Consider the following 18,847-nt stretch of genomic DNA (forward strand, 5'->3'; position numbering starts at 1 on the left):
TAGTATACAATAGTCATCAGATGAAATTGTCAGTAATTATTTGCACCAGTGGCCGGCCGAAAGATTTGGAAGGGTGTTTAACCAGTTTAAAGCAGCAAAGTTTTAAGGATTTAGAAACAGTGATTGTGAGAGATTCGCCGTTGGTGAAAGCCAGAGACTTGGGTTGGCGGAAAGCTAAGGGTGAAGTGGTGGCTTGGATTGATGATGATGTAATTTTGGCTAAAGATTGGGCCAGAAATTTAGTTAAAATTTTTGATAACAATAAGGAAGTGGGTGGTGTCAGCGGTCCGACAATAGTTCCGGAAGATTTATTAAAAAACCGGTTGGTATTTTGGTGGTATGGTAAAAAAAATTGGCTGGTGAAGTTATGGGTGAAACTGGTTTTAGATAATCAACCGTTGGCAGTGGGTAAAATCACTAAAATTGGCTGGTGGTCGCCGGGATCAAATTTTAAGAGTTGTTTAAGACTAAAAGGTTTACAAGAAGTTGATTATTTAGAAGCTTGCAATATGAGTTTAAGGCGAGAGTTGGTGAAGGAGGCGGACGGATTTGATTTAGATTATCAGGGTACGAGCGAGTGGTGTGAAGTGGATTTGGCGATGAAGATAAAAAAATTGGGCTACCGATTAGTGTGGAGCAGGCAGGTGAGGTTAGAGCATCAGGTATCCAGAAGCGGAGCGTTTATTAAGCGGAAAAATTGGGGAGAGAGAATCAGAAATTACTTAAGATTCAGGCAAAAATGGTTACACTAATATGATTAAAGTTTCGATTATTATTGCTAACAACTTGGCTAATTGGTCGTTTCCAAAGCAGGGGCTTGGACCGGGATTGGAATTAATCGTGGTGAATAACGGGATTATTGGGCCGGGTAATCCCTCTAAGGCACGCAATGATGGCGCCAGCCAAGCTAAAGGGAAGTATTTGGTTTTTTTGGATAATGATACCCAGGTAAAAAAAGGCTGGTTGGATCAAGTCGTTAAGTTTATGGATAAACAACCGAAAGTCGGCGCCGGACAACTGAAATTATTAAGAATGGGAAGCAATAAATTTGACAGCGCCGGCGATTTATTAACCAATAACGGCTTTTTGGTAGAGCGGGCCAGGGAGGCAGAGGATCGGGGACAATTTGACAAAGCTGATAAGATTTTTTCCGGCAAAGGAGCGGCAATGATTGTCAGAAAAAATGTTTTTGCCAAAATCGGTGGCTTTGACGAGACTTATGTTTATTACTGGGAAGAACCGGATTTGTGCTGGCGGATATGGCAATCCGGGTACGAGGTGCGGTTTTTGTGGATGGGTCAGGTTTATCATAGCTACGGCACCAAAGCCAAGCCGATTCCCAAGGTTCCGGCAGCCGGACAGGTTTACTTGGCCTGCCGGAATCAGCTAATGACGATTATAAAAAATGCTTTTGGCTGGCGGCGCTGGCGGATGTTGTTTTGGGTTAGTTTAAGTTGGCTGGGCCTGGAAATAATGTTTGTAATTAAGGGTAAATGGCGGCAGGCTTGGGCGATTGAGCGAGCGTGGTTTTGGTTACTGTGGCATTGGCCAAAGCAGCAACTAAAAGGTAATGATCAATGGCTGGAGCAGGTGACGATTAAACGAGATTGGGAATGGTATATTGGCAAAGGCTTAGCTTTTATTTCCGGGAGGGGATTTTAATGAACTTTGATCAGGCGACTAATTTATGGCGGGGGGTAGAAGTGGCGTTGTTAAAGCAAAATTGGGGAAAATATTTTAAAGGTAAGATTTTGGATTTAGGCTGCGGTGAGGGGGAGATTGCCAGGCAAGTATTTGGTAGAAAAATTGAGTGGGGGTTGGACAATGATTTAGTGATGGTGAGAAAAGCGAAACAATCAGGAATGTATAACCAAGTATTGTTGGGGGATGCGAGGAAAATAGCCTTAGCTAGCGGCAGAGCGGATTTAGTTTTTAGCAATAGCGTGATTGAGCATATTCAGAATTTAGACAAAGTTTTACCGGAAATTAACCGGGTTTTAAGACAGGGCGGGCTATTAGTGGCGACGATGCCCAGCGATTGTCTGGGAGAATATTTAGGGCGGGGAGAGTGGTATGCTCGCTGGTTTAACCGAAAATATCAGCACTATAATTTATTGAGTAAAGAAAAATGGATAGAAATGTTAAAAATAATAAGATTTAAGTTAATCGACGGCTATTATTATTTAGATAAACAGACAATTCACCAATGGCATAAGTTATTATGGGGGAATAAATTAGGGATAAAATTAAAAGTCAAACCAGTCAAACCAGAAAGGTTAAAAATTGGGGCTGGGATAGCGATTTTAGCGCAAAAGATATGAAAATATCGGTGATTGTTGTTAATTTCAACGGTAAAAATTATATTGCCGACTGTCTTGATTCAGTTTTAAAAACGGATTTTAATGATTTCGAAATTGTGGTGGTGGAAAATGGGTCCAATGACGGCAGTTGGCAGTTACTTAACAAAAAATATAAAAAAATACGGTTGGTGAAGTTAATAAAATCTTCAGAAAATTTATTTTTTACCGGCGGCGGTAATTTAGGGGCAAAAAAAGCTAAGGGTGAATGGCTGGTATTTTTAAATGCTGATACAGTGGCAGATAAAAACTGGTTAAAAGAAATGGTTAAGCTGGTCAAACACAAACGACTCATTCAGCCAAAGATTAAGATTTATCAGACTAATAAGATTGATTGTGTTTGGGGAGATTATCTTTGGCCGGGTTGGGGCAGGGCGCATGGCCGGGGGGAGACAGATAAAGGACAGTATGAAGTAAATCGCCAAGCAGATTATGCTAATGGTACTTGTTTAATGATAGAGAAAAAGTTTTTCTTGGAGTTAGGCGGGTTTGATGAGAATTTCAAGTTTTTTTACGAAGATGTGGATTTGAATTTACGGGCCAGAAAACAAGGCGGCCAGGCTTGGTATGGCGCTAAAGCAATGATTTGGCACAAAGGCTCCTTGTCATTTAAGCAGAATGTGGCGTCAGAGACGGTGCAATATTATTACCACAGGAACAGAAAGTTAACGGTGATGAAAAACTTTAAGGGAATTGACAGGCGGATAAGATTAGCGGTTTTAGGATTAGTATAAGATATGAAAAAGATAGCTTTTATTACCCCTTTTTATTTACCGGTTAAATTGTCTGGTTCGGGAAGATTGGTTCAAGGGATAGCGGAGGGATTAGTGGAAAAAGGGTTTGACTGCAAAGTGATTACGGCTGATGGCTGGACGACGAGATCTTGGTATTTGCCTTTTGGACAGCGACTGCAGGAAAAACAGGATGAGTTTAAAGGAGTTAAGGTAGAGCGCTTAAAGTGTGGCTGGTGGCTGTCTTTAGCGAGCTTGATAACTCAGTTTAAGTTCCAAGCCTGCGGGCCGAATTTATTGGGGTTAGCTGATGTTTTTAAAAAAGAAAAGTTTGATATCGTCTGGGTGGTCCCTTTTCCGGCTTATTTGAACTGGCTGGTGGTGAAGGCGATTGATCAGCTTAAATTTAAGCCGCGTTTGGTAGTTACTCCCTGTTTTCATGAAGCATTGAGAGAGTATTATCATCCAGCCTTGAGGCAAGTTTTACAGCGGGCGGATATGGTGCAGGCCTTGACCGGGGCGGAGAAAGAGCTTTTGGTGAAACAGTTTGGATTGCCGGAGAGCAAGATAAAAACGGAACCCGGATTTTTAGCGGATATCACAGTCAGGAAAAAGGAGTGGCAACAGTTGGCGGTTGAGTTTAAAGCCAAACATGATTTAACGGGGAAAAAAACAGTGCTGTTTATCGGCAGTAAGATTGAGGAGAAAGGATTAGCTGTTTTAGCTCAGGCAGTAGGACAGTTATGGCAGGAAGATGATAGTTATAGATTGGTGACTGTGGGAAGTAAGACGGCTTTTTGGCAGCGGTATAAGAAAAAACACCAGTGGAAATTTTTGGTAGACTTGGATGATGTCAGTGAGCAGGAGAAAGAAGCAATTTTGTCGGCGGCGGATGTTTTTTGTTTGCCGTCACGGGTGGAGTCGTTTGGATTGGTATACTTGGAAGCCTGGCTTAAGAAAAAGCCAGTAATCGGGGCCGACATTGGCCCGGTCAGGGAGTTGATCAAGGGGGCTAAAGGCGGCAGATTGGTTAAATTCGGAAGAGTGCGTGAGCTGGCAGCGGAGATTGACCGATTGGTAAAAGATAGAAATTTAGCCGGAAGATTAGGGGAGAATGGTTATAAAGCTTTAAAAATAAGGTATAGTAAAAAAATAGTTTTATCTCAGCTGGAAAAGATTTTATGAAGATTAAGCTTTGGTTATTTAATAATCTGACGACGAAGCAGACTGTGGTTAAAAATACGTTTTGGCTGATGTTAGCCGAAGTTGTTTCTAAAGCTCCAGTATTTTTTTTAAATATTTGGATAATTAGATATTTGGGGGCGGAGGATTATGGAAGACTTAGTTTTGTTTTTGCTTTTGGTTCTTTATTGGTAATTTTCACTGATTTGGGCTTGTCAACCTTAACGATCAGAGAGGTGGCGAAGAATAAAAGCTTAGCGAGAAAATATATCGATAATTTAATAGTCATTAAGTTAATTTTGAGCTTGGCTGTGTTAGGTTTGGTTTTCTTGTCAGTTAAGTTTTTAGGTAAATTTTCAGAGTTGATAACTTTAGTTTTTTGGGTGACGATTTTTGTGACGATTACGTCTTTGACAACCTTTTTTCAAGCAATTTTTCAAGCTTTTGAAAAAATGGAATTTTTGGTTGTTTCTAAGATTGTTTATTCGCTTAGTCTGGTTTTAATTGTTTTTTACGTAGTTCAGCAGCAGTTGGGGATAGAGGGATTAACTAAAGGTTATGTTGTTGCCGCAGTTATTGCTCTTTTGGCGACGATGATTTTAACTAAAAAAAAGTTGGTTGAATTTTGGCCGGGGACAGATTTAACTTTTTTTCAAAAAAGTTTAAGGGAGGCATGGCCGTTTGCTCTTATCATTTTATTGGGTTCGATATATATGCAGATGAATACGATTCAATTAAAACTGCTTGCCGGAGATATTGAAGTTGGTTTGTATAATATCGCTTTTCAGTTAATTTTTGTGATGACTGTTTTGGGTGGCGTTTTTTTCAGCGCCTTATTTCCATCCTTAGCTAAAGAGTATGGAAAGTCAAAGATAGGTTTTTATAAATTGATTGATTTTTTTACCAAGTGGGTAATTTCGGGCGTATTAATATTTTGTTTGATCTTGTTTTTGATCAGCGGGAAGCTGTTTGTTTTATTGTATGGCCCGGATTATGTGAGAAGCATTAGCATGTTTCGTTTGTTATTAATTGCGTTTTTTATTTTATTTATTAACACGACTTATTCAGAAGCCTTAAAAACCATGAATTTACAGAAAGATTATTTGAAGGCCCTTTTTTGGGGATCTTTGTTAAATTTTTTACTTAATTTTGTTCTGATAGCTTGGTGGGGAGGAGTAGGGGCTTCATTAACAGCGATTTTATCATCTTCACTAATTACTATTTTGATAATAACGAAGTTTAGAAAGTTAAAACAAAGAGATTTGGCAAAATGAAAATAAAGCTTTTATTCATAAACGCCATTGATACCAGTAGGTCAATCCAAACCTTGCTGCCGCCATTGGGACTGGGCTATCTGGCGAGCTCGTTGAGAGAGAATTTCCGTGAAGACAAGTGGCAATTTAAGATTATTAATCAGGATATTAGAGAAGAGATAGAAAAATTTAATCCTGATATCGTGGCGATTTCTTCAGTATCGCAAAATTACCAGAGGGCGGTAGAGTATGCAAAAATTGCTAAAGAATATCACCTGCCGGTTATCATCGGAGGGATCCATATTACAGTGATGCCTTCAACTTTAACTAAGGAGATGGATGTGGCGGTAATCGGGGAAGGGGAAGAAACGATTGTGGAGCTTTTTAAGCTTTATAAACAAAAAAGGAAATTTATTAAAAAAGATTTAAAAAAGATTAAAGGGCTTGCTTTTAAAGAAAGGAATCGGTTGGTGCTAACGCCAAGAAGGGAATTAATAGAACCTTTGAATAAGGTCCCTTTGCCGGCGAGAGATTTGATAACGATTGGTAATCCTACTTATATGTTTACTTCCAGAGGGTGTCCTTACAGGTGTACTTTTTGCGCTTCGTCCCGTTTTTGGGGCCGGGTGAGATTTTTTTCGGCAGAATATATGGTTAAGGAGATAAAGTATCTAGTTGAAAATTATGGGATAAACCGAATTGATTTTTGGGATGATCTATTTATTGCCCACAGGCGAAGATTAAATGATTTACTACTACTGCTTAAAAAAGAGAAGCTGTTGGGTAAAGTGAGTTTTGGCTGTATGGTGAGATCTAATTTAGTGGATGAGGGGTTAGCGAAGGTGTTAAAAAAACTGAATTTCACCAGGACATCCATGGGTTTGGAATCAGCTTCTCCCAGGATTCTTGAGTACTTGAAAGGTGAAACGATTAATGTGAAGAACCATGTTAATGCAATCAGAATTTTAAAAAAGTATGGCATCGAACCAAGCGCCTCTTTTATAATTGGTTCGCCAACAGAAACCCGGGCGGATATTTTACAAACATTAAAATTTATCAAGAAAAGTCGATTGCGCGGGTTTGATATTTATGTTTTAGCGCCTTTGCCCGGAACGCCGGTTTGGGAATACGCGAAGAGCAAAGGTTTGGTGGGCGAAAAAATGGATTGGAGCAGGCTGGATGTGGACTTTTATCAGAATCATGACCGGACCGTAATTTTGTCGGAAAAGTTAAGCAGAGATGAGTTATATAAATTGTTTTTGAAGTTTAAGCTGGAGCAAAAAAGACGGTTGGCAATGTATTTTATTAAAAATCCTTTAAAGATTCCTAAATATTTAATAGGAGTAATGGAAAGATTAATGTCTAATTAATGAAAAAAAGGAATGTAGTATTAATAGCTCTTTATGACCTGAACTCGTTTCCAGTGTGCACCTTACATGCTTCTCTAAAAGAAGCGGGTTTTAGCGTTAATTCGATTTTCTTTAAACAACTAAATCCAAATAACACGATGGATTCTCCAACAACTAATGAAGTTAAAGCTCTTATTAAACTAATTAAAGACCTGGAGCCACTTTTTGTAGGCATTAGTGTTCGGTCCACCCTTTTTAAATTGGCTTCCAAAATAACTGAAGAAATAAAAAAGGAGGTTGATACTTTAGTGATATGGGGTGGAGTTCACCCTATAATTAGACCAATTCAAAGCATACAATTTACAGATATTGTTTGTATTGGTGAAGGTGAAAAGGCAGTCGTGGAATTGGCAACAAAATTATCAAGCGGAGAAAAAATAGATAACATCCGAAATTTATGGATTAAAAAGAATGATAAAATTATTAAAAATGATTTGCGTTCTTTGATTCAAAATCTTGACTTGTTGCCCTTTCCTGACTTTTCAAATAAAAATAAGTTCTTGGTGGAAAACGGTAATGTACTTAATTTGCCAGACTCAGAGAAAAAAACATCATACTGGCTCATGACGTCAAGGGGTTGTCCATTTAATTGTGCTTACTGCAGTAATAACATCTTGAGAATGACATATAAGGGCAAAGGAAAATATGTAAGGCGTAGGAGTGTTGAAGATGTTATTAAGGAGTTAGTTTATGCAAAAAGAAAATACAAGAATGTAAGCTACATAGCTTTTGAAGATGATGTATTTACATTTGACATCAATTGGATAAGAAAATTTTGTTGCCAATATAAAAAAACGGTTAACCTACCGTTTTTCTGCTATTGCCATCCAAAAATTACCAGTGAAGAAATGATACGACTTTTGAAAGATGCGGGAGCCAAGGATATGACAATGGGAATACAAACAGGTTCGGAGAAAATCAGACATAAATATTTCAAAAGATACGACACTAATGAAGACATCATAAGGGTGGGACAAATATTGCGAAAATATAAAATCAATTGCGCTTATGATGTGATAATGGATAATCCTTTGGAAACAAGCAAAGACAAGAGGGAGACATTTAATCTTTTATTGAAATTGCCAAAGCCTTTTGAGTTGCACACACATACGCTGACACATTTTCCAGAGACAGAACTCACAAATCTTCTTTTAGAGAAGAAAATGATTTCAGAAAACGAAGTTGAAGATCAAAAACAAGAATCGTATAAGAGATGGACGCCGACTTTAGATTTGAGAAGAGATAATGATGACCTATTTTGGGACAACTTATACTATTTGGCTAAACAGAAATATGTGTCTCGAGAATTTGTTATTTGGCTAAGCCATAACAGTTTAATAAAAAAGCATTCTAAACGATTAACTTTGTTGTTAAGATTGATGAGCGCCAATATTTATACTATTAGACGCGGTTCAAAAATAGATACGGCAAGATGGTACATCATCTCTAGTTTGCTAAAGATTCCTAAATATTTGTTTCAGCGCTTGCAAGCAAAGATTCCCTCAAGAACTCCGCGGGTGTAGCTTTTCCAGAGAGCGTAATTTTTTTTCACTAGCAGATAACCAAAGAAATATACTGGGAAGATAAAGATAAAATAATTAAGCAGGAAAAATAATAATTGAAAGGAGTTGGCATGTTTGAATTCAAACCAAAAAAGATTTCTGGTGTAGTAATAGACGGGTGATGTTTTTTTGATGGTTTGGCCCAATTTGTGGTAAATGACCGACCGAGGGACATAGAGGATAAGAAAGCCGGCTGTTTTTACCCTGAGGCACCAGTCGGCATCCTCGAAGACGCAAAAGAACCTTTTATCTAAAAGACCGATTTTTTTGACCACTGCTGTTTTGATTAAAAGGCAAGCGCCGGTGACAAAATCAACGGCCTGGGGGCGGTTATTTTTTTGTTTGACCAGAGAAATTTTACCTAAGGAAAGATTTATCATTGATCCGATTGATTGGATGACCTTTGTTTTACCCCGGCGGCGGTAATAATAGATTTTGGGGCCCAGGGCACCGCTGTTTTGGTAATTTTGGGCGGTTTCGACTAAGTGATTGAGGAAGTTTTTGGTCACAACGGTATCGTTGTTTAAAAGCAAAATATAATCGCTTTGGCCCTGTTTTAAGATTCGTCTGATGGCCACATTATTTCCTTCGGCAAAACCAAGATTGGTTTTATTTTTCAGAATGTATAGCGAGGGGAATTTTTGCCTGATCTTGAAAATATCTTCAGCCTGGGAACCGTTATCGACCACAACAATTTCATAATTTGGATAGGTAATTTTGGATAATGATGTTAAGCATTCAAGAGTATCTTTTAAACCGTTCCAATTAAGAATAATAATGGAGATTTTTGGTTGCTGGGTCATAGTTGAGCGACGATAATGAATTGGGCGCAGAAAAGCGAAGGCGATAATTTGGTGAGTTGATAAAGCAATGTTTTTAGTATTTTAATCTTTAGAACCCTGCCTTTTAAAAAGAAGAACTCAAATCCGGGAGAATAATCGAGAGCAAGGATTTTCAGGCCGGCATCAGCCACCAGTTTTTGGCTGGTTTTACGAGTGAAGAAACGAACATGGGAGTCGTCCATAATGCCGTCTTTTTGATAATAGAATCTGCCTAAGAGTAAATTCCATCTGATTTTAATATTGGCAATGTTGGGGATTGATAAGATGAAAATTCCGTTATTTTTTAGAAAGGGTTTAAGTTTTTTTAAGACCGCTAACGGATCGAATAAATGTTCTAAAATATCGGCGCAGATAATAACATCAAATGACTTTTGGGGGAAAGGCAGACGATCAGTTTCAATGTTTAAAGTAAAAGCTTGATCGAGATTTTTTTGGGCTTGGGTAATGGCTTGACTGGAGATATCAATAGCAAAGACAACGGCCTGTTTATGCTGTTTAAGGTATTTTCCCAGGGTGCCTTCACAACAGCCAACATCAAGAATTTTTTTATTAAAATCAACGTATTTAATGATCGATTCGTTTAAACCGTTTTTATAAAGGCGGGTTTTGTGGTTAAATAATTGGTTTAGTTTCATGAGAAATCCAGCAGCTGGCCGATGAATTTTTGGGTCGATCTAAATAAGAATTTAAGATCAGATAGGCTGCGGATAGAAAGGATTTTTCTGAAAATGAATGCCGGAGTCAGGCAATTTAAGTAAATATTCCGGGTGAGGGCCATTAATTTTTTGTCAGGAATCGGCGATTTTAAAATCGGTTGGGACATGTCGTATTTATTCCAGTCCAGGGTTTTGAGCCAGTGATTTTTCTTGGCCTGTTTGAACAATTTAGTCCCGGGATAGGGGATAATAATTGTTGCCTGAAGAGAGTTAATTAAGCTTTTTTTAAAGAGATTTTTGGTAAAGTTAACGGTTTTTTGCGCGTCAGCCAGAGTTTCCCAGGGATAACCGACCATACAGGTGACGTGGGGTTCTAACTGGCCGCCAGCGGCTTTAATAAGTTTTAATTCTGGTTCAACCTGGTTAATTTTAATGCCTTTGTTTAAGCGGTTGAGGGTAATTTGGTTGGCGGATTCCAAACCAAAAAGCAAGAAACGAAAGTTGGCTTTGGCCATCAGTTGATAGTCTTTAGCGGTTAAAATCCCGAAGCGCAGATTACAGCCGAAAGCGATTTTTTTATAATAGCCGCGCTTGATCATGCCCTGGCAAAATTGAGTTAGCCAACTGCCAACCATAAAGGTGCCGCTGTCATCAAAAACTTCTTTAATTCCCAGTTTGATGAGTTGGCCGATTTCGTCTAAAAGATTGTTTGCTGTCCGGACCATAAAGTTAGGGAAGAGGGTGGTCCAGGAGCAAAAAGTACAGCCGCCATTCCGGCGCCACCAACAGTCACGGCCGGCCATAGTGTAAGTTCCCGGGGTATATTTAAAATTGCCGTTTTTGTAGGCATATAATTGCCATTTGGTTAATTTCCGGTCAATAAAGGGGAGCGCATTAAGGTCAGACCTTTCTGAAGATTTAACCTTTAAGGTCGGACCTTTTACGATAGCCAGTAAAGATAAATCATAGTAACCACCGTGAATCAGGTAATCGACCGGGCAGTTGATTTTGGTTTCATCAGGGAGGGCAGTCACATGGTCGCCGGCAATGGCAATCTTCATTTTTGGCAGGGATTTTTTCAACTCCTTAATAATCTGCCAATGTTGTTTGATAACCGGGGTTTTGGTTTCAATAAATAACAGGTCCAGTTGGCTGCTTTTCAGCTGGTTAAACCAGTGTTCATAGGTCCAGTTTTCAGCAATGCCATCGAGCCAAATCACTTCGTGGCCGTGTTTGTTTAACAGAGTGGCAGCGGAGGCCGGGATAAGCGGATAGATATAAGTGGGGGATTTAAACCATTGAAACTGGCGGTTTTGGGACAATAAAGGGGTGCCTTTTGGTGATTTTAAGGGCGGATAACCGATGCAGATTTTCATATAGTTAATTTAACCTAAAATAAGGTAAAATGGAATAACAATGAGACAAATTATTGAGCAAACGATTAAAAAAGTTTTAAAAGAATTGGGAGTAAAACCGGTTAAGTTTTCTGTGGAGCACCCGGAAAATATGGCTTGGGGAGATTACACGACTAATGTGGGGATAATTACCCATAAAGCCGAGGAAATTGGCGCCAAATTAAAAGCCGAAGAAAGCCTGAATAAAATCGCTTCAAAAATTGAGGTAAAAGGGGCTGGTTTTATTAATATATCAATCAAATCAGATGCTCTTGTCAGTCAAGTTAATCAAGTGCTAAAAGGCAATTGGGAAAAACCATTACTGGGAAAGAAAATCAGCGTTGAATATACTGACCCGAATCCATTTAAGGAGTTTCACTTGGGCCATTTGTACTCTAATTTAATCGGTGAAGCAATTGCCAAGATTTTTGAAGCTAGCGGGGTGACGGTCTGGCGGGGGAATTTTTACGGTGATGTGGGAATGCACGTGGCCAAATCCGTCTGGGGAATGCAGCAAAAGCTGACCAAAGAGAAAATTGCGATTAAGGATTTGGAGAAAAAATCAATCAAAGACAGGCAGAATTTTTTGGGGCAGGGATATGCTTTGGGGGTAAGGGCGTTTGAAGAAGATGAAAAGATAAAAAAAGAAATTACCGAGCTGAATAAAAAAATTTATGACAAAGATGAGTCGGTGAAAGAAATTTATGAAGCGGGCTTAAGTTGGTCTTTGGAATATTTTGAAACTTATTACAAAAGGCTGGGAACCAAATTTGACGGTTATTATCCGGAGTCTAAGGTGGCGGTTTTGGGTAAAAAATTAGTGGAGAAAGGTTTGAAAAAAGGCGTGTTAGAAAAAAGCGAGGGAGCGGTGGTGTTTAAGGGCGAAAAATATGGCTTACATACCCGGGTATTTTTAAATAAGTTTGGTTTGCCGACCTATGAAGCCAAGGATTTAGGTTTGGCCCAGGCGAAATACCAGGATTTTAAGTATGACCGGTCGTTAAATGTTTTCGGCAAGGAAATTGACGAGTATTACCGGGTGGTGAAAAAAACCTTGGAATTAATCGAACCGGAATTGGGGAAAAAGGCCGAGTGGTTGGCCCACGGCATGGTGAAATTACCAGAGGGGAAAATGTCGTCACGGTCGGGGAATGTAATTACCGCCGATTGGCTGTTAAACGAAGCCAAAGGCTTGATCCAGAAAAACTTTAAATGTGATGATGAAGTGGCTGAACAGATCGGCCTGGGAGCGGTGAAATATGCCTTATTAAAGTCGGGAATTGGCCAGGATGTGATTTTTGACTTTGCCAAGTCAATTAGTTTTGAGGGCAATAGCGGGCCATATTTGCAGTATACCTACGCAAGAGCGCGAAGTGTTCTCAAGAAAGCGCACCTGCAAGGAGACTCCTCGCAGGTCTGCGAGGAGTCTCCTTATTGTAATCAAGAAGAAGAGATTCTACTGCGGAGCTTGGTGCGGTTTGAGGAAACTATTGTCCAGGCGGCCGAAGAGTTGGCGCCGGACGTGGTGGCGAAATTTTTATATGATCTGGCCCAAAAATTTAACAGTTTTTACAACAAACACCGGGTGATCGGTAATGATTTTCGGTTGTGGCTGACGAGCGCGACGGGGGAGATTTTAAAGAAAGGATTAGGATTATTGGGGATCAGTGCGCCGGAGAAGATGTAGAAAACAGTTTTGTGGTTTTAACTCTTTCTTTTCTTTTTTCGTTTCTTTCTTTTATTGCTTCAATGGCTTCTCGTATCTGCCAAATCATTTCATCACCCAGTTCCATGAGTCCTCCAATACCCCCACCGATTATATGGCCACTGCCACGCAGGATTGCTTTTGTTGTAGCTGCAGTAAGATTTCCTCCCATTTGTCCCAATTGTTCCCCCGCCGCCAACAGCTTTTCAACCTCAGTTTTAATCCATAAATTATGAGTATCAATTTGTAGGCGACTATCCGTATGTTGTTCTATTGCATTAAATAACTGAGTGGTTGCTTTCATGTCTTTTAATGAAAAAGGGCTTATTTTTGCCAGAATGGCTTCTGTGCTTTGGGGAAGACGAGTTAGTGTCGGAAGAAGATCCTGGCCATTCTGTAGATTTAATAAATCCATTAGGGCCCGGGTCTTTTCGGGGTCTAATAGAATATTTCTTTGAAACTTGCTTAATTGAAAGAGTCTTTTTTCCACTCTCTTTTCGTCTATCAATACACTGGCCACTTTTCCAATATTATCTACTTGATTTCCTGCCACAATTGCTCCTGTGATAACCTTGAGAGGTTTCCAGGCTTTTTCCGGGAGAATAGTTTTCATTATTGCATCAAGTTTACCAGTTGCTCCAGTCAGTAATGCTTCCAATGACGTTCTGCCATTGGCAAAACCAGCGGTGGTGAGGGCAGCCAAAGTTGCGGGCAAGATAAGTTGAAGATCCTGGTCCTCCCATCCTTGGGTTTGTCCTTTATGATCAATGGCGTGGATTATTGCGATAGTTGAGCAAAAATTAAGCCCTGGTTCTACGGTAGAAGGGATAAATCTTTCAAACTCATATGTATCAGAAGCGGTGTCGAGCAATCTAGCGATATCGTTTCTCCCCAAATAACTTTCTCCTGCTTTTCTTCTTGGTTCTAGACTTGTCAGGGGATTATTGTCGGTTTGTGGTGAAAATTCAGATGGAAGAGTCATGTTTTTGTTATATTTTTTAGGCAGTTAATTTTTTAAAATGTGGCTGATAATACTACATTACAGGTTTGATGTCAATAGATTGGAGGGTTAGAATTAAGAGTAGCAAGCCTTGCTGGAGAGTGAAGGGGTAATGGTCGAAAAGACCAAGAAATAAAATTACTAAGAAAGAGATCCAATAAGGTCTCTCCTTAAAAGCCTTCAAGGAGAGAACCTGTAGGAGAAAATATAGAAAGCCAAAAACGCCGATAATTCCGGTTTCGGATAAGATTAATAAATAAATGTTGTGAACCGGTTGGAGCCAGCGGGTGGTGGCGGGGATCAGGCCGTAATTATCCATGACGACAGTGAAGTTGTTTAAACCAACACCGACCAAGGGGTGATTTTTAAACATTTGGATGGCCATAGAGGCCAGTTGGGAGCGGCGGGAAAACGATGATTCAGGGGCGAGAAAAGATAAACGATTAAAGATCAGAGAGAAGAAAATTAAAACCGAGCCGTAATAAATCAGATATTTTTTAAGATTAAATTTAGCCGCCAGCGGTATTCCGATTAATAAAAGAGCCAGCCAAGCGGAAAGAGAAAAAGTGAGAAAAAGTGCCAGATTAACGATTAAAGAATACAGAATAAAGATAATTTTGTTTCTTTTAAGCCAGTAGGCGGCAGTAGCGAGAAAGGCAATTACTAAAAAGCCGGCTAAGACATTAGGGTGGGGAAAAGTGCCCAAGGGTGGGATTTTTAAAGAGCCGTCCAGCCAGATAATTTTATCGATGCCGGGAGTGGCGGCGGAGTAGGGCTGTTCGCCGAAAAACCAGTAGCCAAAAATAAAGCTTTGTTTGAACCACTGGGTGATGGCTAATAATGATTGGAATAAAACTGAAAAACTGAGAATTTTAATAACAATTGTTTGGGAAATTAGCTTTTTGTGTTGGTAAATCCAGAGGCCAAATAAAACCAGTTCAATGATTTTTACATATTTATAAACTGCCGGCCAAAAAGAGTTGGCAAAGATAACGGAAGGCAGGAGGCACAAAAGAAAGACAATGATGGTTTTGGGGATTTTTTTAATCGGCTTAAAAATCAGCAATAGGATTATCAGAATGTCGGTCAGGTACAACGCGGGGATAAGGTAATCGACTTTAATGCCGGAAACATATGACGAGGGGAAAACAAAATGCTTGGCGAGATTTGAAGGCAGGAGAAAGAGAAGCAGATAAAAAAGATTAACCATAAATCCGGGCAGCAGAAATACTATAGCATAAAAAGCGTATAATAGTTTTAAATTACGCCTGCCTGGGAGAATATGGTTAGGGAAACGTGGCGACAGTACAGTTTGAATGGTCCTGATGTTCCGATAATTCCGCGGCAGCCAAAGAACCAGCCTAAAGAGAAAAAACCGCCAGACGATAAAGGGGTAGTTTTAAGTTTACTTAAGCGAATTGAAATAGCTTTTGATGCCGGTGAAGAATTACCAACAACTCAGGGATTAACTGAGCATCAAATGTTTGTTTACCGTGGTATGATGGCTTCGCGTAGAAAAGAGCAGGAAGAGTATGAACAACAATGGCAGGCACAAAAGTGGAATCTGACTAGCCAGACATTTTGTTTAGATTTAGAGGAACAACCAAAAAAACATGGTTGTGGCAATTTTTTTGTTAGGGATACAGTTGTGCAGAGGTCTGGTAGAAGAAGGCGTAAAGGTCAAACACGGCTATTAGTTAATGAGTATTGTCCAAGTTGTGGTTTTGAAGCATCAGGAAAAGAATTCCAATTCTGGGTGCCGGATAGTCAGGTAGTAAAAAGAGAATAATTTATGGGATTAACAGTTGAGATGCAGGGGTACGAATGGGGAAAGAAGTTGTTAGAGGTCGGGGGTGCGGATTTTAATAAACTGGTGCTGGTGGCAAGAACAGAGGATGCTTTGGTGATGGGACTGCCGCCATTAATGGGCGAGAATACAAATTTGCGTTTAGACGCGGTGGGAGATATTTATGCTATTAGCTGGCGGGAAAAAAGTCCTAGAGAAATAGAACAAAGAGCAACTGATTTTCAACTGCTGTACCCCCATCCGAAAAAGCAAACTCCGGAAGAATATTTACAGCATATTCCTCAATTTAGGGAGAAGGCAATGGTTTGGTCGCCGGCCTTATTTACTTCAATTGAGTCAGCCATAAGAGGACAAAGACACGTGATGAATCGGGTGGTTGGATCCGGGGAAGCTAGCGATCTTTGGCAGGCAGAGAAGGTGATAGAAGCGGTGGATGAGCTGGCAGAAACGGTTTTAGGCGGCGGGTTAAATCCCAATAATTTATCGCTTCTAAACCAGGGAGTGGAAGAGTTATTGGTTAGGGCAAATTTAACTGATGTTCAGGCTGGTCGGAAAATTCAGATGATGGAAAAATTGCGGAAGGCGTTTACAAGAGACAGTTTAGGGAGAATTAATCCGTTGGTGACCAGAATCAGGTTAAGGTCGGCGTTTATTAATGCTGTCAGGCAATTAGTGTTTTCATCCCGGGTGGCCGATAAATACACGGCTAATGCGGTGCAGCTAAATTATGAAAGGGAGATGACCCGCTGGGCGTTACGCGAAACTGGCGATTTACTGGAAAGAAAACTGCAGGCGCACGTTGGGTTTAGAAAACAGGGTGAGGAAGATTACCGGCAGAGGCGACAGCTAGAGACAATTATGGTGGAGGAAATTGCTCACGGTTTGTTGACGATTCCCCGGGTAAAACCATATTTGGCAGCGGCCAGATTGGCGGGAATTTCTTTAATTGGTTGTAAACCGGCAGCGGTAGAGTTAAACAGAAGAATTATTGGTAATGAGGCGGATTTAAAATGGTTGGGAAAAACTGATTCTGTGGTTCAAATGGTAGCCGGTGACCGATTTTCGGAGGCAGAGAAAAGAGTTGAGGAAATAAAAGCCGTGATTGAGAACGTGTTACAATAGCTTCATGGAATTTAAGGTGAAAAAAGAAGTTTTAAGGAGCGGTTTGACGTTGGTGACAGTGCCGATGAAGACGGAGTCGGTGGGGGCGATTTTACTGGTGCGGGTGGGGAGCCGGGACGAGACGAAAGAAATTAATGGTTTATCGCATTTTGTGGAACATATGGTGTTTAAGGGGACGGAAAAATGGCCGACAACCCAAGAGGTTAATAAAGTGATTGACAGTGTTGGCGGGGTGTTTAATGCTTTTACTTCACAAGAATATACGGGTTTTTGGGTGAAAGTGGCCAAACAACATTTAAATTTAGCCCTGGAATTTTTATACCAGATAATTTTTAAGCTGAAGTTGCCGCTGGCGGAATTGGAACGCGAGCGGGGAGTAATTTTGGAAGAAATCAAGATGCGTCACGATGAGCCGATGACTTTAGTCGGCGATGAGTTTGTATCACAAGTATATAGTGTGACACAGTTAGGACAGGAGGTAATTGGCCCGGCAGAAAATATTGGGCGGTTGGAACGGGAAGATTTTTTGAAGCATTTAAATAAGTGGTATCAGCCGGCAAATATGGTCTTAGCTATTGCTGGGCCGGCCTCCGCTAAAGCTACGGCAGCCGAAGTAGAAAAAATATTTACCGGAAAAGGCGAGGGAATTAGTTTTCGGCAAAGACCAGAAAAGCTGGAATTTAAACAGGATAAACCGCAAATTCAGGCAATCGAGAAAAAGATTGAACAGGCGCATTTTTGCTTGGGAACAAGAACATTTGAAAGAACCAATATTAACCGTTATGTATTGGCAGTTTTGAATACGATTTTAGGGGGAAACACCAGCTCAAGACTGTGGAATGAAATCCGGGAAAAGCGGGGGTTATTTGGTAACGCAGGCCGGGTGTGCGGTGGATAAATTAGAAGAGGCGATTTCCGTCACTAAAAACGAGTATGAATTAATGACTCAAAAACCGGTGAGCGGAAAAGAATTAAAGCTGGCTCAGGAATATTTAAAAGGCCGGTTGGCTTTAAGTTTGGAAGACAGCCAGGATGTAGCCGAAACATTCGGTGAAAGCCTGCTTTTGGAAGGTAAACTGAGGACAGTTAAAGAAATGATTGAGGGCGTGGAGAAGGTTAATCCGGAAGAAATTCAAAAATTGGCCAGACAGATTTTTAAACCCAGCCAGCTAAATTTAACTATTGTTGGCAAAGTTAAAAAAAAGAGCTATATTTAATTTATATGAATTTACAACAATCGGTGGTTTTAGTAAAACCGGACGGATTACAAAGAGGACTTTTGGGTGAGGTGATCCATCGGTTTGAAAGAAAAGGCTTGAAGTTGGTCGGACTAAAAATGATGCGGTTAACAGACGAAATTCTGGACGAATGGTATGCTCATCATAAGGATAAGAAGTTTTTTAAAGATTTGAAAGAGTTTATGAAATCTTCGCCGATTATCGACATGCTGTGGCAGGGAATTGATGCGGTCCAAGTGGTGAGAAGACTGGTTGGGGTCACTTTAGGCAGGGAAGCGGAAATGGGTAGCATCAGAGGCGATTTTTCCGTCAGCCAGCAATTAAATTTAATTCACGCTTCTGATTCAGTCGAAACAGCGAAAAAAGAAAAACACTTGGTATTTAAAGATGAGGAAGAAATCCAGTGGACGGCGATTGGCGAGGAATTGATTTATTCAAAAGAAGAGCGGGAAGAGTAAAATATAAGGAGGTCCTCATAGTTCAACGGATAGAACGAGGGTTTCCTAAACCCTAAATGGAAGTTCAATTCTTCCTGGGGACACCACTTCGCCGAAGGCTTCGTGGTGCGGGGCACATAAATTGATATAAT

The 18,847-nt window shown here is 40.2% G+C and carries 19 protein-coding genes and 1 tRNA gene; 15 read left to right on the forward strand and 5 right to left on the reverse strand.

All coding sequences use genetic code 11. From position 1 onward, the window contains the following. Positions 1 to 20: 20 nt before the first annotated feature. The 8 genes from NTZ93_00145 to NTZ93_00180 are packed head-to-tail and all read left to right on the forward strand — an operon-like array spanning position 21 to position 8,455. On the forward strand, positions 21 to 752 hold the full coding sequence (locus NTZ93_00145) for a glycosyltransferase (protein ID MCX6816277.1): 732 nt from the start codon (positions 21 to 23) through the stop codon (positions 750 to 752). Position 753: 1 nt separating this feature from the next. Further along, positions 754 to 1,662: a glycosyltransferase family 2 protein gene (locus NTZ93_00150; GenBank protein ID MCX6816278.1), complete on the forward strand. Its 909-nt coding sequence runs from the start codon at positions 754 to 756 to the stop codon at positions 1,660 to 1,662. Then, complete coding sequence (locus NTZ93_00155; GenBank protein ID MCX6816279.1) at positions 1,662 to 2,321, forward strand: class I SAM-dependent methyltransferase; 660 nt, start codon at positions 1,662 to 1,664, stop codon at positions 2,319 to 2,321. Before NTZ93_00150 ends, NTZ93_00155 begins: the two co-directional genes overlap by 1 nt. Next, positions 2,318 to 3,091: a glycosyltransferase family 2 protein gene (locus NTZ93_00160; GenBank protein ID MCX6816280.1), complete on the forward strand. Its 774-nt coding sequence runs from the start codon at positions 2,318 to 2,320 to the stop codon at positions 3,089 to 3,091. Before NTZ93_00155 ends, NTZ93_00160 begins: the two co-directional genes overlap by 4 nt. A gap of 3 nt (positions 3,092 to 3,094) precedes the next feature. Further along, the gene (locus tag NTZ93_00165; GenBank protein ID MCX6816281.1) at positions 3,095 to 4,273 is read left to right on the forward strand and encodes a glycosyltransferase family 4 protein; all 1,179 of its coding nucleotides are present in this window, start codon (positions 3,095 to 3,097) and stop codon (positions 4,271 to 4,273) included. Beyond that, positions 4,270 to 5,544: a flippase gene (locus NTZ93_00170; GenBank protein ID MCX6816282.1), complete on the forward strand. Its 1,275-nt coding sequence runs from the start codon at positions 4,270 to 4,272 to the stop codon at positions 5,542 to 5,544. Before NTZ93_00165 ends, NTZ93_00170 begins: the two co-directional genes overlap by 4 nt. After that, positions 5,541 to 6,893, forward strand: a complete 1,353-nt coding sequence (locus tag NTZ93_00175) for a radical SAM protein (protein ID MCX6816283.1) — start codon at positions 5,541 to 5,543, stop codon at positions 6,891 to 6,893. Before NTZ93_00170 ends, NTZ93_00175 begins: the two co-directional genes overlap by 4 nt. Further along, on the forward strand, positions 6,893 to 8,455 hold the full coding sequence (locus tag NTZ93_00180; GenBank protein MCX6816284.1) for a radical SAM protein: 1,563 nt from the start codon (positions 6,893 to 6,895) through the stop codon (positions 8,453 to 8,455). The genes NTZ93_00175 and NTZ93_00180 overlap by 1 nt, the downstream gene beginning before the upstream one ends. Here the strand turns inward: NTZ93_00180 and NTZ93_00185 are convergent. The 3 genes from NTZ93_00185 to NTZ93_00195 are packed head-to-tail and all read right to left on the reverse strand — an operon-like array spanning position 8,410 to position 11,368. After that, complete coding sequence (locus tag NTZ93_00185; GenBank protein MCX6816285.1) at positions 8,410 to 9,297, reverse strand: glycosyltransferase family 2 protein; 888 nt, start codon at positions 9,295 to 9,297, stop codon at positions 8,410 to 8,412. The genes NTZ93_00180 and NTZ93_00185 overlap by 46 nt on opposite strands. Next, complete coding sequence (locus tag NTZ93_00190) at positions 9,294 to 9,971, reverse strand: class I SAM-dependent methyltransferase (GenBank protein MCX6816286.1); 678 nt, start codon at positions 9,969 to 9,971, stop codon at positions 9,294 to 9,296. Before NTZ93_00190 ends, NTZ93_00185 begins: the two co-directional genes overlap by 4 nt. Further along, on the reverse strand, positions 9,968 to 11,368 hold the full coding sequence (locus NTZ93_00195; protein ID MCX6816287.1) for a radical SAM protein: 1,401 nt from the start codon (positions 11,366 to 11,368) through the stop codon (positions 9,968 to 9,970). Before NTZ93_00195 ends, NTZ93_00190 begins: the two co-directional genes overlap by 4 nt. A gap of 40 nt (positions 11,369 to 11,408) precedes the next feature. On the opposite strand from NTZ93_00195, the gene argS reads away from it, so the two are divergent. Beyond that, positions 11,409 to 13,073 carry an arginine--tRNA ligase gene (gene argS / locus NTZ93_00200; GenBank protein ID MCX6816288.1) on the forward strand — a complete coding sequence of 555 codons (1,665 nt, stop codon included), beginning with the start codon at positions 11,409 to 11,411 and terminating at the stop codon, positions 13,071 to 13,073. Here argS and NTZ93_00205 read toward each other — a convergent pair. Together NTZ93_00205 and NTZ93_00210 are read right to left on the reverse strand one after the other, a co-directional pair. Continuing rightward, a complete protein-coding gene (locus NTZ93_00205) occupies positions 13,051 to 14,073 on the reverse strand; it encodes a hypothetical protein (GenBank protein MCX6816289.1) in 1,023 nt (340 codons plus the stop codon). The genes argS and NTZ93_00205 overlap by 23 nt on opposite strands. Before the next feature lie 52 nt (positions 14,074 to 14,125). Beyond that, the gene (locus NTZ93_00210) at positions 14,126 to 15,301 is read right to left on the reverse strand and encodes an O-antigen ligase family protein (GenBank protein MCX6816290.1); all 1,176 of its coding nucleotides are present in this window, start codon (positions 15,299 to 15,301) and stop codon (positions 14,126 to 14,128) included. Positions 15,302 to 15,403: 102 nt separating this feature from the next. On the opposite strand from NTZ93_00210, the gene NTZ93_00215 reads away from it, so the two are divergent. The 6 genes from NTZ93_00215 to NTZ93_00240 all read left to right on the forward strand — a co-directional run bounded on the left by NTZ93_00215 (position 15,404) and on the right by NTZ93_00240 (position 18,802). Beyond that, positions 15,404 to 15,880 (forward strand): hypothetical protein, encoded by a 477-nt coding sequence (locus NTZ93_00215; GenBank protein MCX6816291.1) that lies wholly within the window; start codon positions 15,404 to 15,406, stop codon positions 15,878 to 15,880. Positions 15,881 to 15,883: 3 nt separating this feature from the next. Further along, complete coding sequence (locus tag NTZ93_00220) at positions 15,884 to 17,020, forward strand: hypothetical protein (protein ID MCX6816292.1); 1,137 nt, start codon at positions 15,884 to 15,886, stop codon at positions 17,018 to 17,020. 4 nt (positions 17,021 to 17,024) lie between these two features. Continuing rightward, positions 17,025 to 17,918, forward strand: coding sequence for a pitrilysin family protein (locus tag NTZ93_00225; GenBank protein ID MCX6816293.1), 894 nt, complete (start codon positions 17,025 to 17,027; stop codon positions 17,916 to 17,918). Further along, entirely contained in the window at positions 17,911 to 18,237 is a 327-nt protein-coding gene (locus tag NTZ93_00230; protein ID MCX6816294.1) for a hypothetical protein, read from the forward strand. The genes NTZ93_00225 and NTZ93_00230 overlap by 8 nt, the downstream gene beginning before the upstream one ends. Positions 18,238 to 18,242: 5 nt before the next feature. Continuing rightward, entirely contained in the window at positions 18,243 to 18,716 is a 474-nt protein-coding gene (ndk, locus tag NTZ93_00235) for a nucleoside-diphosphate kinase (GenBank protein ID MCX6816295.1), read from the forward strand. Between the two features lie 11 nt (positions 18,717 to 18,727). Further along, a tRNA-Arg gene (locus NTZ93_00240) sits at positions 18,728 to 18,802 on the forward strand. Positions 18,803 to 18,847 lie beyond the last annotated feature (45 nt).

The organism is Candidatus Beckwithbacteria bacterium (assembly GCA_026397255.1).
Classification (GTDB): domain Bacteria; phylum Patescibacteriota; class Microgenomatia; order UBA1400; family CG1-02-47-37; genus JAPLVF01.